Genomic DNA, 14,471 nt, shown 5'->3' on the forward strand with positions numbered 1-14,471 from the left:
ATTCCCAACCTCCTTTTATAATTTATTTACTAAAATAATAAGTTGCTATAGAGCCTAATATTGTCATTAAGGTAGCTACTATAGCCCAAAATTGCTTAGTATTATGAAACTTAACTTCATTTTTAGTTTTATTATCATTGTTTATATTATTAGTAAAGGTATCTAATATTCTTTCAGTAAATTCATTTAATGTTTTTTGATTATCATTTAGAGCCTTTTGTTGTTCTCTTGAGCTTTCGTTTATCATTACTTTTATTTCAGCTTGACTTTTTTCAATGTTTGCAAGCTGAATTTGCTGTCTAACGTCACTATCCTCTAATTGTCTAATTCTAATTTCATGGTCTTTTACCTGACTTTGCAAGTGTTTTTCTATATCCATACTTATTTAAACCACCTTTCTCACCTCGATAATTATATTTATAAAATAAGAGAGAAGGCTGTAACACCTTCTCAATTAAATAAAACTATATTAAATCATGTTAAATTTAAACAAAATAAAAAGACCTCTAATTTTTATTTTGTTATTAGAAATCTTTATTTAGCTAAATCATTTAAGGATTCTTTATATTTTTCACTACATTCTTTTATAGCTTTTAGAATCATAATATCTTTATGTTTCTTAATAGTAATTCCTTCAGTTTTCTTTTTACACTCTTCTGCAAATTCTTTTGTAATTATAGGTATCTTTAAAGATTCTAACATTTCTTTTGCTGACTCACCTTTAATCACTGGAATTGTTGCAATTGAAACAGACATAATATTTACCACCTTTTTATTGTTTTATTCAATCATTGTTATTTCAAATTTGTCAAATCTATCTGCTAGTTTGTCATATATTCTATATTCATTAGAGCCATGCCTTATGTAATCACCTTTTTCTTCATCTTCAATAAACTCAATGCTATTTTTTATATCATTTGCATCTAGCTCAAACATAGTTCTGTTTGACGTTGCTCCATATGGAACTATCAAAGGAAAATCTTTAATAGTTAATTTATCTGATATAATATCTGGTTTATCATAACCATATTTCTTATACCATTCTAACAATTGATTATCATCTTTTGGTCTGCCAAGATTATAATAATTATTATTTATAAGTATATAATTCGCTTCTTGCTTTACTAAGAATAATGAAGGTTTGTATCTCCAAGAAAAATCACCATACATAACCCCATAACCTTCATCGTCTGGTACTGAATTAAAATCAGCATCATAAGAAACATTATATTTATTATCAGTTCCTTTCATTCCAGCATTAGAATTTAATCTTGAAATATTACTAAATGTACATTTATTAAAAGTTGTTTCACCCGAATAAGCATTTTCCAACCCATCTAATATATCAAAATTACAATTATAACAAGTCAATGCATTACCACTATTCGCATAAGAAAAAGATGTTTTACTTCTTATTATAAAATGAGAGTTATAAATAGCCCCCCTTGCATAACCAGCGTTTCTGCCAAAGATAGCTCTCTCATAATTTACAGTAGTTTTTGTTACATTATAATCTATTGTAAACCCAATAACCTTTGTGGAAGCATTTGATATAACTATAGCACTTGTATCACGTACCTTATTTATAGGATTATCTATTTTAAAATAAGAATATTTTTCAGCATATATGACAATAGGCTTATTGTCATCATATAAAAAAGTTCCAGCACTTCCTTTGACATTATACATTTCAGATATATTATACATTCCTTTTAAAAAATATATTAAGTCATTATTTTGAGCAAGACTCATAGCTTTTGGAAATGAAGCAAAAGGATTACTTTTTCTTCCATCGCCTGTATTATCATTACCATTTGTACTTATATAATATATATTATTATACTCAACCTCTGTTCCATTTAGATTTATTTTAGCCACACTATCACCTCTCTATGCTAAAAATTAATTCTTACTCATCAATATATTACAAACACCACTATTGTTCTTCTTTAATATATCAATAGGCTTATATGGATTTTTTAATTCATATGTCATAGTAGCTTCTGTTTTTTCTATATCATCTGTATACATTAGCAGTTTTAAATCTAATTTATTTGGAAATTTACTACTCCATTTATCTTCTGATATTAAAGTTGTATCTTCAAATCCATTAGCTAGATAATTCTGTTCATTTAATGTTTGAGAAGGAGATTCTATAATGTTTTCTCCGTCATAAGTATATAAAATATTATCTCTGTCTTGAATTAAGTATTTGGTTACATATGACAAACAGCCGAACAGTCTGATTAAAGATACACTTCCGTTTCTTGCATCATACATAGATGAACTAACAACAACTTTATAATATTTATAACCAATATTATTGTTTATATTTATATATTGCCCATCTTTACTTACATTCACATTATTTAATAAAGTTATATAATCAACATCATCATTACTTGCAAAAACCGAACAGTTATAATTTATAACCAACCCTGTACTATTAACAGTTATATACATTTTACTTAGCGAATATTTGTTATTTAATTTTACTTTTGTTTCTACATTAGGATAAGTGCTAACTCTACCTCCGCCAGTACCATATATTTGAGGATGTGAAAAATTTGTTTCTTTCATTCCATCATATCCACTATCAGTATAGCATACATCGGGTAACACTACATTTGGAGTATTCTTTATACTCTTAAAATCACTACCAAAATCAAAACTAAACATCTTTCCAGAATCTAAACTTGTACTTTTAGAAGTTAAGCTACCTTCTTTTCTTTCTCTCAATAAATCATTTAAATTATCAAAACCACTTTTATCAAAGTCAGCTTTAATTGGATAATCTCCAGAACTTAAAGTTATTGGCTTAAAACTTCCACCTTCATAATATTCTGGTTTGATTGAGTAAAAATTATCAGATTGTTCGATTAAATGTTTAGGAATGTAATACTGTTTTAGCTCCCCATTTTCGTCTATGTCAATAGCATCTAAGACCATATTTATACCATAACCAGTGGTTTCTGCAACGCTAGGAGAAGGTTTTATCTCAACAAAATGAATCCCTTTGCTTAAATCTGTTTTTTCGAAAACAATTACTCTAAATCTTGTTGGAGAATAAGATTCAGAGAATTTATATTCATTGCCATCTATAATGATAATATTGTCATCTCTCTTATCTATAGATGATACTTCTGATATTATTCTTATTCTGCTTCCCGTAAAATCAAATCTAATTGAAGCATTTGTGTCATTCGTATATTTAGAAGAACCTTCCCACAATCCAGAATTGTCATACGGTTTCCAATTGCCAACATACTCTATATTGCTATCTTTATCATCATATCTCTTCCAACCCTGTTCTGGTTGCAACAATTGTTGATTAACTGCCATTACATCACCTCCAAATTAAATTCTAAACTAATACTCTTTAAACACAACATTTCCTATACCACCATTTATTTTTCTTATCTCATCTATAATCTTATAATTATTATAATCATACTCAAAATAAGTCTTATTATCTTCTTCTGTAATATATAAATCTTCTTTCTTCAAATCATTTAAATTAACATCTAAGGATTCATATATATTGCCTACGCCTTCAACCATAGGCACTTTTTTTGAGGTTAAAGTATCTTGAAGATTAAATATGTTACTCATACCATAGTCTTTAAACCAAGCGTCTAGTTCGTCTAAATTAGTAGGTTGTCCTAATTTTAAGTAGTTGTTGTATGTAGAGTAGTAATCGTTGCTTTGTTTTATTAAATACTTGTCATTCGAATAAGGCTCTATAGGCGGTGTAAAATCACTTGTCCACCTTGCAATCCCTTTTGATATTCTTAATTCATCTATATTACCCGAGATACCATAGTTATCAAAAGAGTTTCCTATTAATAATCTTGGCACTTTTATATAATTGTTTGAATCATTCCATGAAGTTCCTTGTTTTTTGCCATTTAGATATAAATTTGTAACCTTTGAACTTCTTACTAAAGCAATATGATACCATTTATTAACTTCGACTGAATCTCCAATAATTACTTCTTTACTATTAAACATTACTTTTATAATTTTATTCTGAAAATAAATTATAGGATTTGCTACATGACCAGTCTGCCTATAATCTATCATTACATTAAAACTAGTTGATAAATTATTATTATAAACCCAGAAATCTATAGTATAGTCTTCTTCTCCAAAATGAAAATCTCCTTTAGAATCATCTAAACTCAAACTGTTCTTATTAAACTTCGCACTACTTCTTCCAAATTTTTTATTAGAAGTATCTAAGGTTACATTGCCAATATTACTTACTTCATTTCCCATTTCATCTTTAAAACTACCATCATCCATATGTAGCAATAGTTTCGTATATCGGTCTATTGTTGTCATACCATCACCTCCAAATTTCTAAAACTAAATTAATATTCCTTAAACACAACATTACCAATACCATTATTAACTTTTCTTATCTCGTCAATAATTTTATAAGAATCAGCATCATAATCTAGTCTTTTATTTAAATCCATATCAATCATGCTAACATAAGGTTTCTTTACATCATTAAAATCAACATCTAAAGACTGATATATTTTACGTGGTTCACTAAATTTATCTACAGGAACTATTTTATTATTTAAACTATCTTGTAAATTTAATATGTTATTTGTTCCATATTCAGATAACCATCTCTTTAATTCAGTCTTGTCTTTTGGAGTTCCTAATTTATAATAATTATTATTTGTTGTATAATATTCATTGCTTTGTTTTATAAGATGACTGTAGCTAAACCATATTGCATTATCAAAATCATATGGTCTATAACCCTCATAAACTAGCCTACTCCACTCATTAGGATTGGATGTTATTATATCAAACTCATTCGCTCCGAAGTTTGACTGTACATTCATTTTATAATTAACACTAGAATTAATTATAAACGCATATATATCGCCTTGTAACAATCCTACGTCATTAAAAGCTACCCCCATTGACATACCATTTTTAAAAAACTCTACTATTTTTTTATCCAAATCTACAGCCATTCCAATTATTTCTCCAGATATAATTTTATCCCCATAAGGTTTATTCTCGGGATATTTTGTAGCATTAAGACAACTGTACGCTCTAGCATCATTACCAAACTGACCATTAACGAGCCAAGATAAAGATGATTGTTTATTAGCTATCCCAAGCACCATAGCTCCTACATCTACAATTTTACATTCCATATAATATTTTCCATAATTATATCCTTTTGTAGCTCTAATACCAGAATCATAACCAATAGCACTCACTTCCATGTTATTAAGGGATAAAATTACATCTTTACCTTTGTCGTTAGGATTCCACGTTATCAAACTCACTCAATCACCTCCAAATTTCTAAATCAATATTCTTTAAACACAACATTCCCAATTCCATTATTTATCTTTTTTATTTCATCTATTATCTTATATGAATCAGTATCATATCTAACTTTCTTTTTATCATCATCTTCAAATACATATATATTAGGCTTCTTTACATCATTAAAATCTATATTTAAACTTTCATATATCATTTCTTCATCTACTGTTGTAGGAGTATGCTTGTTATCTAATGATTCATTTATAATATTTAAATCTCCATATCCATAATTATCTATCCATGAAGATAGTTCTGTAGGAGATTTTGATTCTCCTAAATTTAAATAGTTATGGTCTATAGAATATATATTTTTTGATTGTTGAATGAGATAATGTGGTACGAAGTCTACTCCATATACCTCAAATTCACCAATTCCTGTAGTTGACTGTGATGTTTGAAAAGGAGATAATACTTTTACTCCAATATACCTATATTTTTTTGTAGAATTAATTTCTATAGTGGGTTCTATAAGATTAGTATTTGGAAATGTATATTTTGCCAAGACTATATCTTCACCATCCTTACTATCTCTAGCTATAATCTCCATATCCTTAACTCTAACATTACTAGGATAATTGGTTGACGTGAACGGTCTTACCTTTACATATTTTATAGAATAGTAACTCTCTAAATCAACTACAAATAACCCACTAAACACATTTGTAGTTGTACCCCATCCGTTATTATTTGCCTTTATACCATCAATAGCTTGACTTGGAGGATTGCCATCACCATAATTACTAACGTACGCAATAGGTTTATTTAAAACTATATTTTCTAAACTCATATAACCACCTCCTAATATTTTTTATAAACTATATTTCCTAATCCACCATTACTTTCTCTTATCTTATCTATAATTTTATATTCTTCACAATCATAATAAATATTTCTTTTATCATCTTCATTCTTTAAAGATATATCACCTTTTATATCTTTAAAATCTATATTTAATGATTTATATATTTCTTCAAATCCTTTATCTGTTGGAGTCTTTTTATAATTTAAATTATCCATTAATATTTCTATATCATCATAACCATAATTGTCTATCCATTGACTCGTTTTATTTGTATCTGTAGAAGCTCCTAAGTTCAAATAGTTATGGTCTATATAATACAAATTTTCTTTTTGACGAATGAGATATTTAGTTTCATCAGTAAAAAAATCAACCTCTACTATTGACCATTGTGAGTTTCCACTTAAACCAGAACCCGCAGTAAGCTTAAACCCTTTTGTTTTTGTATTTATTTCTATAATATTTTTATTCGGAACTACATCTACTGTTCTTAAAGGAGTCCATGTCAAACCATCGTTAGTGATAAGTATATTCAATTTTGATATATTATTTGGTTCATCAGAATCTCTTTGATAATAATGAATTTCAGTTATATCTATCTCTCTGTCAAAAATAATGCCCCAAAACGCACTTTTTAAATTTGTATAATTCTGAGAAGAAGCCCAACTATTTTCTTTATTAATCATCCCATTTACAGCATTTTCTTTGGGGAATCTTATATCATCTCCTCCAGATATTATTTGAGCATTACTAATATCTATTTGAGTTAACATTTTATAATCACCTCCAAATATTTAATTATCATTCTAATATTTTTTATAAACTATCATACCCATTTGGAATTTTATATTTAAAATTACCTTTTCCAAAGTTTACTGTAAGAATTTGTTCTGCCGTACTGCTTTTAAACACTAAAAATGCAAGATATAAGTCTTGTTCATTTAAATTTTTGCTCCGAACACCCTGTGGCTCTCCGTTATTCCAAAAAACCAAAGTGCCATTATCTAATGTATTATCATATAAAACACTAATAACATCTCCTATATTCCACTTCTTTCCGTAACTCGTTCCATCACTCCAGTATCTATTTGGAGCATTATAATCAGTTAAAGATTGAGATTTATTTATCAGACATATCATGGAGTTATTATTATTGCAACTTTCTACTTCTATCTCTAAATATATTTTGTCTTTTCCAATATTATTTATTGGTAAATTAGAGCGAACTCCTTGCCATCCAGATGCAATAGATGTCACTATCAAGTTATTATTTGACAATCCAACATTACTCACATCATTTGGATTCATAAAATATTTTATATCTACAATATCACCTCTTTATACAATACATGTTATATCATATCCAAACTTTCAGTTTTACTTCTTAACCAACACATTGAACTTACCATTATTAATTTGTTTAATATCATCTAATATTTTAAACGGAGAAGAATCATAACTTACATTGTCAGATGTATCAGTAAGCTCTTTTATCTCAACGTTACCTAAAAACTTATTAAAATCTATACTTCTTGTTTCATAAACATCCTGTTCTTTTTGTGAAGACACCGTTCTTCTTGTAGAGTCTTCTAATAAAATACCTATATCTTCATATCCATATAGCTCAAACCATTGATTAAGTTGTTGGTCACTTACTGGCTCTCCTAATTTTATATAGTTATGGTCTATTGAGTAGACCTCTACTCCTTGTTGGATGAGAAAATCACGTTTAATTTTAAAATCTATTCCATGAAACCCCATAGCAACATTTGCATTGTTAAGACCTTTAGGATATAGTTTTATAACATCACCACTTTTTAAATCTTTTATAATATAACATAATACATTAAATGTTCTAACATTAGGATATGTTTGGGTAAATTCACCATTATAAACATCATTAACAAAAACCTCAACACTCTTTGTTCTATATGAAGACCAAGTATCGCCCATTATAAAAACATCACAATTATAGTTAATTTGTATAGATATTTCGGCATTAGGAGTTAGAGAAGCTCTGAGTTCTCCATTTTTACTCCACACCCCAGCAGGATAAGAAAAAATATCATTATCTACATAAATTCTTTTATAACCTTTTAAAGGTTCATTTAATTGAGTTCCAAGAGCTATATCTTCCATATAATTACCTCCCTTCAATATTCAAAATAATATTTATAAGGTGGGAATCTCACTCACCTATATTTAATTACTCACTATTAACCTCTTTCTCAAAATTAGTTCTTCTAGCTTTTAAGTTCTTTAATATTTTAGATAAAATCTTGATTTTATCGTCTTTTCTTATACCCATAGCATTCATAAGTACATCACATTAATATATAATTACTTACTTGATTCTTTAATCCCACCATTAAACGTTTACATTATAAAAAAGTTGCCATAAAATAACCATGGCAACCTTTCAAACATCTCTACTTTTCTTTTATGTTTTTATAATTCTTAATGTTTTTTCCTCTTTTATTTGACTTAATCACCTCTTGTCTTAGGCACTCTTGACATATCCTATCGTACTTAAATACTATACAATTATTCTCTATTGTCATTTCACTTATTGGATTGCAACACCAGATATGCTGGCAATTCTCATCTCCTTGTGAAATGACTTCAAGTATTTTATTATCTTCCATAAACATCACCCCTTACATTATGAAAGCATAAATGATACCTTCATCTAAATCTGGAACTTCTCCAACATTTATCTGCGAATATAAATCATCTATATCCATTGTTCTCACATTAATGTGACCATTCATATCATTCTTTAGTGTTGTTGTAAATACACCATGTAAATCTTGACCCTTGGCACTTATAGTTATTTTACCGTCAATTCCATTAACAGCATCAACTACTATTCTTCCTTTAAATCCTACTGGATTAGTTCGTATAAACCCATCCAGGTCTGATTTGTATATGATTCTTATAGCACCATCTATTTCTGTATCACCTTTAGTTTGCACATGAATTCTACCATCTAATTGACTCTTATATCTTATATCAACATTACCATTAATTTGACTTTTGTATAAAACTTGCATTTTAGCATTTAATCCATTATGACTACTAATAGGCAATCTCCCATCTAAATCTTCTCTTTCAAGTGGATTTACTATAACCTCACCATCTAAATCAGATTTATACCAAACATCTACTCTACCATTTATACCATTATGATGTGTAGTTGGTATCTTACTATCTAAGTCTGACCATTCTAATTCTTGTACTTTTACTTTTCCTTCAATGTCTTTGCTATGCATAACATTTAAATAACCATTTAAATTATTCGTAGGCATAGCACTTATCTCTACATTTCCATTCATATCGCTAAATGGTCTATGAGGAGTAATTTTACCATGTATCTGACTTAGTTTTGCAATAGTTATTTTACCTCTAGTCATATCTGGATGATTAACTATAACATTACCATCTATTTCACTATCGCCAGAGTCTTTCCATACATTTAATTTACCACCTAAATCTGACCATTCAGTACGCCTCACGTTAACTCTACCGCCAATAACTGAACCTGTAGTTGAGAATAAGTCTTCGTCAAAATATTCTATAGTTATTTCTGGAGGCGTTGTACTTTCCTTCGTGCCAAAGTTTTTCATTTGAATGATACTTTCATCTTCCGATTTTAGTATGAAACCAAGATTTTGATGAGGGTAAACATTCCATAAATCTCTTATTGCTTCTGTTACATCAATAATATGCTCATATAATCCTGACTCAAGATTTACTGTTTTATATACAGATTTTCTTGAAGGTTGTCCCATCCAAACAACATTATATTCTCCCCACTCTTTATCTGGATAAGATATTTCCAATCCTTTGAATGATGATGGGTCATCTGAATATAATTTCATTTTTGCCTTAGTAATTCTCATTCTTTGTAAATCTTCTGGTATTCCAAATTGAACTAAACTTCTAAATACATATCCATCTTTATCAGTACCAACTTTCATAATACTGGACTCACCATAGTTTAATGTTGGTCGATAATCTGTTACATATGTATCTTTTATTACAGAAGCTTTTACTTCATGTCTTTCTGGCAATAAAGCTCTAACTTCTGCTTCCATTCTATTCTTAGGTGGTCTATGAACAGTTAGAGTACCACTTAAACTATCATCAAAGGTGCTAACCCATAAACTTCCGCCTAAATCGGATTCACGTTTCCATATAATCGCAAATTCGGCTTCCATTCTATTATTATACATATTAGCACCTCCTACTCTGCTGGTTGTGCTTGTGCAAATATCTCAAACCTAGCACTGCCATGTTCAAATTCTATATCTGGATGTATTCTTAAATATAAATCTTGTGTTCCTTTGTTTGGCATAGTTCCAGGTCTTAATAATTGTTCATTATCTTTAATCAACATTCCACTTTCGAAACCATAATAAACATCTAACTTATCTGGCTTCTTTTCTGGGGTTATTATGACCTCTAAGTTCTTTACATCAAATCCCATATTGTTTGTTATTATAACTTTTGCAATATCACTCATACTACCAGCCATTACAGTTCCAAACTTCAATCTCTTTAGAATATCTCCTAAATCTGTTGAGTAATATTCTCCATTTTCATCTGAGAATAGTATTCCAGAATACTCTCCTAAAAACGGATACTCAAATTTATTTCTTGTTCCATAGTTATCCTGTGCATTTATAACAATAGTATTAACATCGTTGATTATGACATCTACGGATTCAAACTTAACTACATGACTTCCAGGAGGTTCAAATCCCGTATAGTCCGAATCAACAGGATAGACTTTTCTATTATTTAAATAAACATTGAATCTTACTAAATCATTATCTGTATCTCCTATGTTTAGATATAAAACATTTTTTTCAACAGTACCTACTATTGTAGGAGCTTCATTATATAACACTACTTCTCTTGAAGCCGATGATGTATTCCCATTTTCAAAAAGAGCAACCACTCGAACTTTATATGAGTTGACTGCGGTAGTTATTAAGCTGATTGGAACAATTACTTCATCACTAATCGGCTCATTTATCATCATAAAATATTTTTGATAATCTTTCACTACTTGAAGTATTTCACCACTTACTCCAACAAGTTCAATACGATATTTAAATCGTGCTTTTGTTATACCAGTAGTTTTAATAACTCTTCCAATATCATCATCTAAAACATATTCAAATGAATCTAAGCGAATCCATTCAGCTTTAGTGTGAGTCATTGTGAATTGTTTCTGTCCTATGATTTCTCTATTAAAAACTAATTCATTTGTAGAAGTAATTATATCCTCACTAGTTTCAACAGGTGGGTATATAGTAAATGGAAAGCTAAAATCTTCGCCTTTATAGACTAAGAGCGTACCCGTTCCAACGTCTATATTAATATTTGCCATTTAACAACCACCTCCTAAACTCTAATGAACCACGTCAACTCTCCGCCAACGTTCTTGTCTAATGGAGCATTTAATTTATATTCCTTAAAATCGTTAACCTTTATTATTATTTGTCCATCCATATCTTTATTACTCACTAATCTTATTTGAAAATTAGCAGGTTGGTCTACTGGTATATTTAAGATAGGTTTAAAATATAACATTGTTCCATCATTATATAGTATTTGATTTTTATATCCAAAATTATATCCACAGAAATTTGTACTACTTTTCCCGCTATAATTCATTTGACTATAGGCATTTTTAAAATATATAATATCATTATATTTTACATCTTGTCCCATAAGGATATAGTCTCTATCTTTAGTTCTATACAATATTTCTATTTTATTTTGGTCAAATGTAAACACACCTGTAAGTGCATTAAAGTATGTTCGCACACCATGACCAACAACACCGAATCTAATTAACTTATCTTTTATAACTTCATCCGTTCTACTATATGTTTTTTTCTCTGGATTAAACTCAAAAAGGAAAGTACCATCAAGATACTCTCCTACTGACATAAAGTCTAATTCACTACTAAAAGCATATGGATGAACCTTTTCAAATTTATTTAATCCATCTTTCACTCTATCACCTCATTGTATTGAGTCTCTATTTTATTTTTATAATTTGTTTTATATTTTAAACTGCACCAGCACCGCCAGTTTGTACGTTATAATATACTCTTACTATAAATTTATTTTCTTCTGCATCAGCACTTGGAGGTACTTTAATTTGTGCTTTTATTTTTGAATAGCAATTTTTTGAACTATCTGTTTCAAATTTACCATCATTCATAGCACCAGAAATTACTCCTGTTGAAACTCCGCCACCACTTGGGCTACCCATAGCTGTTATCTGCATATCCTTTTGAGTTAATACACCATTTTTCATTTCAGAACCTATTGGCGTATATGTAGGTGTTTCACCTGGAGTAGATGATAAGAGATTTGCTACTCTTACCCATTGTTCCATAACTAAAGGAGATTTCATTTCTCCTGGGATATATTTACCGAAAGCACCGTCTTTTGTTGTTATTCTACAATTAACCATATCAGGCACATTCGTATAATTAGGTGCTGAACCAGATGGTCTTTTGTTATTCCATACATAAAAAGCATGTGTAGTTAACTCAGGGTTGTTGTCTGCATCTACAATTCCTAAGTCCCATAAATTATTTGGAACTGGTCTTTGTTTAACTTGTCCATCACTTGCATCTATATAATCTTCCCACCATGTTACTAAAGGTTTTAAAGCTGTTGCCATTAAAACATCACTCCTCTTTGTAATTTTTATAAATTTTTAAACTAATATTCTAACCTTTATTGTTATACTCTCAATTCCTCCGCCTAATTTTTTTATATTAAGTCTAAAGGAGTCAAGAGGATTTACTTCTCTTTCCACTATGCTTGCTTGCGTTGATTTATATTCTCCATAGTCAAATATAACTTCTTTATTTGTTTCGCATACTTCAACCCAATTGTCATGTCCAGCTTTCATATCAGCATCAGATATTTTTTCTAATTGAATTGCAGTGTATTCAATTCCTGGAGTTTTACAAATACCACTAACAGATTGAATAATTCCTTTTTCCTCAAATTCAATCTGAACGTCTTGAACGCCTTCTTTTAGCTTTTTAGCAGCTATTACAAATACTATAGTTTTTGTATGAACATAGTTTGGTAATGCATTTTTAGCATCTTCTCCAATAAAGTTTTTTTGTGAACCTTCTTCTATTCCAAGAAGTTTAATATAGTCATCTTTATGCATTAACCCATCGCTATTTTCATTAACTAAAGGTATTCCACCTTTCATATTGCCTATATATTTCCATTCAAAACCATCCCAACGATAAATATTACCATTATCTAATGTCATTGTGGTCCAGCCCATTTCTGGCTTTGGATAAACTATATCTATAGAAGCAAATACGTCTACTGGTTCTTGCCAAATTAATCTAGTATTAAATCTATCAATTTTCATTAATTGTGTTTCTTCTATTGCCTTGTTTGTTACTTCAATAGATTCTTGAGTTTTTTCTATAGACCATCTAGTAGCTTCATTAGCCTTATTAGTTGCTTCAATAGCCTTTTCAGTTGCTTCTTCTGTAATTTGTTTAGCCTCTAAAGTTTCTTCTGTTGCTTTCTTTGATTCTTCTGTAGCTTGTTTACATTCTTCTGTTTGTTTTCTTGCTATATCAATATGAATATCTATATCTCGTATTTTTTCTTCTGCACGTTCAATGAATTTATCAACATATGCTACAAACTCATCGCTTTTTAATTGAACAAAGTCTATAAATTCCTGTTTCTTATCTTCTAAAAATGTTAAAAACTCTTGGGTTTTATTTTGAATGAATTTCATGTATTCTTGTGTTTTATTCTTTATAAGCTCAATTGCATTACTTACTTCATCCTTTAGCTCCTGCTCTTTTTTGTAAATAAAATCGATGAGTTCTTGAAGATTTTCTACTGCCCAAGGATTGGGAGAATGTACCCATATTCTACTTGCTGGATATTTAATAACTCCTGTACCCTTATATGTTGCGGTAACATCTTTTTTCTCCTCACTCTCATTGAACTTAATCATACCTGTTTGATAATCTACCAAAAATTTATTTGGTTCTATATGAAAGGTTTCCTCATATTTATCAAGCATTATTTCTGTGTATCCATCTATAATTACTCGTTCAAATTCACTAGGTATTTCATGGAGTTGAATTTGATTATTTATAACTGTTAATTTTTCATTTATATCAACATAAGGGTCATCCACAGTTCCTTTTCTAATATGTAACCTAATGGGATCACTTCTTTTTACATTGAAAAACATAAAATCTCACCTCCCTTCTCAGCTCTTTAAAATTGA

The 14,471-nt window shown here is 29.3% G+C and carries 16 protein-coding genes; all 16 read right to left on the reverse strand.

The window, feature by feature from the left end; all coding sequences use genetic code 11:
* Window positions 1–22: 22 nt before the first annotated feature.
* A complete protein-coding gene (locus tag KQI86_RS03830) occupies window positions 23–379 on the reverse strand; it encodes a hypothetical protein (RefSeq protein WP_216437824.1) in 357 nt (118 codons plus the stop codon).
* A gap of 155 nt (window positions 380–534) precedes the next feature.
* A complete protein-coding gene (locus KQI86_RS03835; protein ID WP_216437825.1) occupies window positions 535–756 on the reverse strand; it encodes a hypothetical protein in 222 nt (73 codons plus the stop codon).
* Window positions 757–780: 24 nt separating this feature from the next.
* Entirely contained in the window at window positions 781–1,878 is a 1,098-nt protein-coding gene (locus KQI86_RS03840) for a hypothetical protein (RefSeq protein ID WP_216437826.1), read from the reverse strand.
* A gap of 24 nt (window positions 1,879–1,902) precedes the next feature.
* Window positions 1,903–3,342: a hypothetical protein gene (locus KQI86_RS03845; protein WP_216437827.1), complete on the reverse strand. Its 1,440-nt coding sequence runs from the start codon at window positions 3,340–3,342 to the stop codon at window positions 1,903–1,905.
* Window positions 3,343–3,369: 27 nt separating this feature from the next.
* Window positions 3,370–4,344, reverse strand: coding sequence for a LamG domain-containing protein (locus KQI86_RS03850; protein ID WP_216437828.1), 975 nt, complete (start codon window positions 4,342–4,344; stop codon window positions 3,370–3,372).
* 29 nt (window positions 4,345–4,373) lie between these two features.
* Complete coding sequence (locus KQI86_RS03855; RefSeq protein ID WP_216437829.1) at window positions 4,374–5,318, reverse strand: SPRY domain-containing protein; 945 nt, start codon at window positions 5,316–5,318, stop codon at window positions 4,374–4,376.
* 23 nt (window positions 5,319–5,341) lie between these two features.
* The gene (locus KQI86_RS03860; protein ID WP_216437830.1) at window positions 5,342–6,148 is read right to left on the reverse strand and encodes a discoidin domain-containing protein; all 807 of its coding nucleotides are present in this window, start codon (window positions 6,146–6,148) and stop codon (window positions 5,342–5,344) included.
* Window positions 6,149–6,159: 11 nt separating this feature from the next.
* Window positions 6,160–6,933 (reverse strand): discoidin domain-containing protein, encoded by a 774-nt coding sequence (locus KQI86_RS03865; protein WP_216437831.1) that lies wholly within the window; start codon window positions 6,931–6,933, stop codon window positions 6,160–6,162.
* Between the two features lie 43 nt (window positions 6,934–6,976).
* The gene (locus tag KQI86_RS03870; RefSeq protein WP_216437832.1) at window positions 6,977–7,468 is read right to left on the reverse strand and encodes an SPRY domain-containing protein; all 492 of its coding nucleotides are present in this window, start codon (window positions 7,466–7,468) and stop codon (window positions 6,977–6,979) included.
* Between the two features lie 69 nt (window positions 7,469–7,537).
* Window positions 7,538–8,299, reverse strand: a complete 762-nt coding sequence (locus KQI86_RS03875; protein ID WP_216437833.1) for a hypothetical protein — start codon at window positions 8,297–8,299, stop codon at window positions 7,538–7,540.
* Window positions 8,300–8,589: 290 nt separating this feature from the next.
* Window positions 8,590–8,805, reverse strand: coding sequence for a hypothetical protein (locus KQI86_RS03880; protein ID WP_216437834.1), 216 nt, complete (start codon window positions 8,803–8,805; stop codon window positions 8,590–8,592).
* Between the two features lie 12 nt (window positions 8,806–8,817).
* Window positions 8,818–10,395 (reverse strand): DNRLRE domain-containing protein, encoded by a 1,578-nt coding sequence (locus KQI86_RS03885; RefSeq protein WP_216437835.1) that lies wholly within the window; start codon window positions 10,393–10,395, stop codon window positions 8,818–8,820.
* A gap of 11 nt (window positions 10,396–10,406) precedes the next feature.
* A complete protein-coding gene (locus KQI86_RS03890) occupies window positions 10,407–11,558 on the reverse strand; it encodes a hypothetical protein (protein ID WP_216437836.1) in 1,152 nt (383 codons plus the stop codon).
* A 14-nt stretch (window positions 11,559–11,572) separates the two neighbouring features.
* Complete coding sequence (locus KQI86_RS03895; protein WP_343216136.1) at window positions 11,573–12,190, reverse strand: hypothetical protein; 618 nt, start codon at window positions 12,188–12,190, stop codon at window positions 11,573–11,575.
* 55 nt (window positions 12,191–12,245) lie between these two features.
* Window positions 12,246–12,869, reverse strand: a complete 624-nt coding sequence (locus KQI86_RS03900; RefSeq protein WP_216437837.1) for a hypothetical protein — start codon at window positions 12,867–12,869, stop codon at window positions 12,246–12,248.
* A gap of 36 nt (window positions 12,870–12,905) precedes the next feature.
* Window positions 12,906–14,435, reverse strand: a complete 1,530-nt coding sequence (locus tag KQI86_RS03905) for a hypothetical protein (protein ID WP_216437838.1) — start codon at window positions 14,433–14,435, stop codon at window positions 12,906–12,908.
* Window positions 14,436–14,471 lie beyond the last annotated feature (36 nt).

This window comes from Clostridium mobile (genome assembly GCF_018918285.1).
GTDB classification, from domain to species: Bacteria; Bacillota; Clostridia; order Clostridiales; family Clostridiaceae; genus Clostridium_AW; species Clostridium_AW mobile.

Bases quoted from the DNA above. Each gene is read 5' to 3' on its own strand.
- KQI86_RS03830 (WP_216437824.1), bottom strand. From the start codon at position 379: ATGGATATAGAAAAACACTTGCAAAGTCAGGTAAAAGACCATGAAATT.
- KQI86_RS03835 (WP_216437825.1), bottom strand. From the start codon at position 756: ATGTCTGTTTCAATTGCAACAATTCCAGTGATTAAAGGTGAGTCAGCA.
- KQI86_RS03845 (WP_216437827.1), bottom strand. From the start codon at position 3,342: ATGGCAGTTAATCAACAATTGTTGCAACCAGAACAGGGTTGGAAGAGA.
- KQI86_RS03850 (WP_216437828.1), bottom strand. From the start codon at position 4,344: ATGACAACAATAGACCGATATACGAAACTATTGCTACATATGGATGAT.
- KQI86_RS03860 (WP_216437830.1), bottom strand. From the start codon at position 6,148: ATGAGTTTAGAAAATATAGTTTTAAATAAACCTATTGCGTACGTTAGT.
- KQI86_RS03865 (WP_216437831.1), bottom strand. From the start codon at position 6,933: ATGTTAACTCAAATAGATATTAGTAATGCTCAAATAATATCTGGAGGA.
- KQI86_RS03870 (WP_216437832.1), bottom strand. From the start codon at position 7,468: ATGAATCCAAATGATGTGAGTAATGTTGGATTGTCAAATAATAACTTG.
- KQI86_RS03875 (WP_216437833.1), bottom strand. From the start codon at position 8,299: ATGGAAGATATAGCTCTTGGAACTCAATTAAATGAACCTTTAAAAGGT.
- KQI86_RS03880 (WP_216437834.1), bottom strand. From the start codon at position 8,805: ATGGAAGATAATAAAATACTTGAAGTCATTTCACAAGGAGATGAGAAT.
- KQI86_RS03885 (WP_216437835.1), bottom strand. From the start codon at position 10,395: ATGTATAATAATAGAATGGAAGCCGAATTTGCGATTATATGGAAACGT.
- KQI86_RS03890 (WP_216437836.1), bottom strand. From the start codon at position 11,558: ATGGCAAATATTAATATAGACGTTGGAACGGGTACGCTCTTAGTCTAT.
- KQI86_RS03900 (WP_216437837.1), bottom strand. From the start codon at position 12,869: ATGGCAACAGCTTTAAAACCTTTAGTAACATGGTGGGAAGATTATATA.
- KQI86_RS03905 (WP_216437838.1), bottom strand. From the start codon at position 14,435: ATGTTTTTCAATGTAAAAAGAAGTGATCCCATTAGGTTACATATTAGA.